The sequence below is a fragment of the Ruminococcus sp. 210702-SL.1.03 genome (assembly GCF_020559915.1).
Lineage (GTDB): Bacteria > Bacillota > Clostridia > Oscillospirales > Ruminococcaceae > YE71.
In genome coordinates, this window is sequence record NZ_JAJCLZ010000171.1 from 1 (window position 1) to 257 (window position 257).

At 47.5% G+C, this 257-nt stretch carries 1 protein-coding gene; it reads right to left on the reverse strand.

Annotated elements, in window-relative coordinates:
* The coding region (locus LI114_RS13980) for a dephospho-CoA kinase (RefSeq protein ID WP_227221164.1) at positions 1 to 257 on the reverse strand (257 nt) is incomplete at both ends.

Here is a 257-nt window from a genome sequence, read left to right on the forward strand (position 1 = left end):
TTTTCCTCGTCCGATATTTGGCTGTTGATTCTGCGTTCGATTTCTTCTCTCGAGGCTGAGTCCCTTCCCAAGGCTCTTTCGATGCGGAGTTCTCTTGGGGCATAGACCATCAAGCTTATGTCTACCACTTTGTAGAAACCGGATTCGAATAATATGGCGGATTCGATGGCGCATAAAGGGGAAGTCTGTCTCTCCACCCAAGCCGAGAAATGACGGTTTACCTCAGGATGAATGATCTGGTTGACCTGTTGTAATTG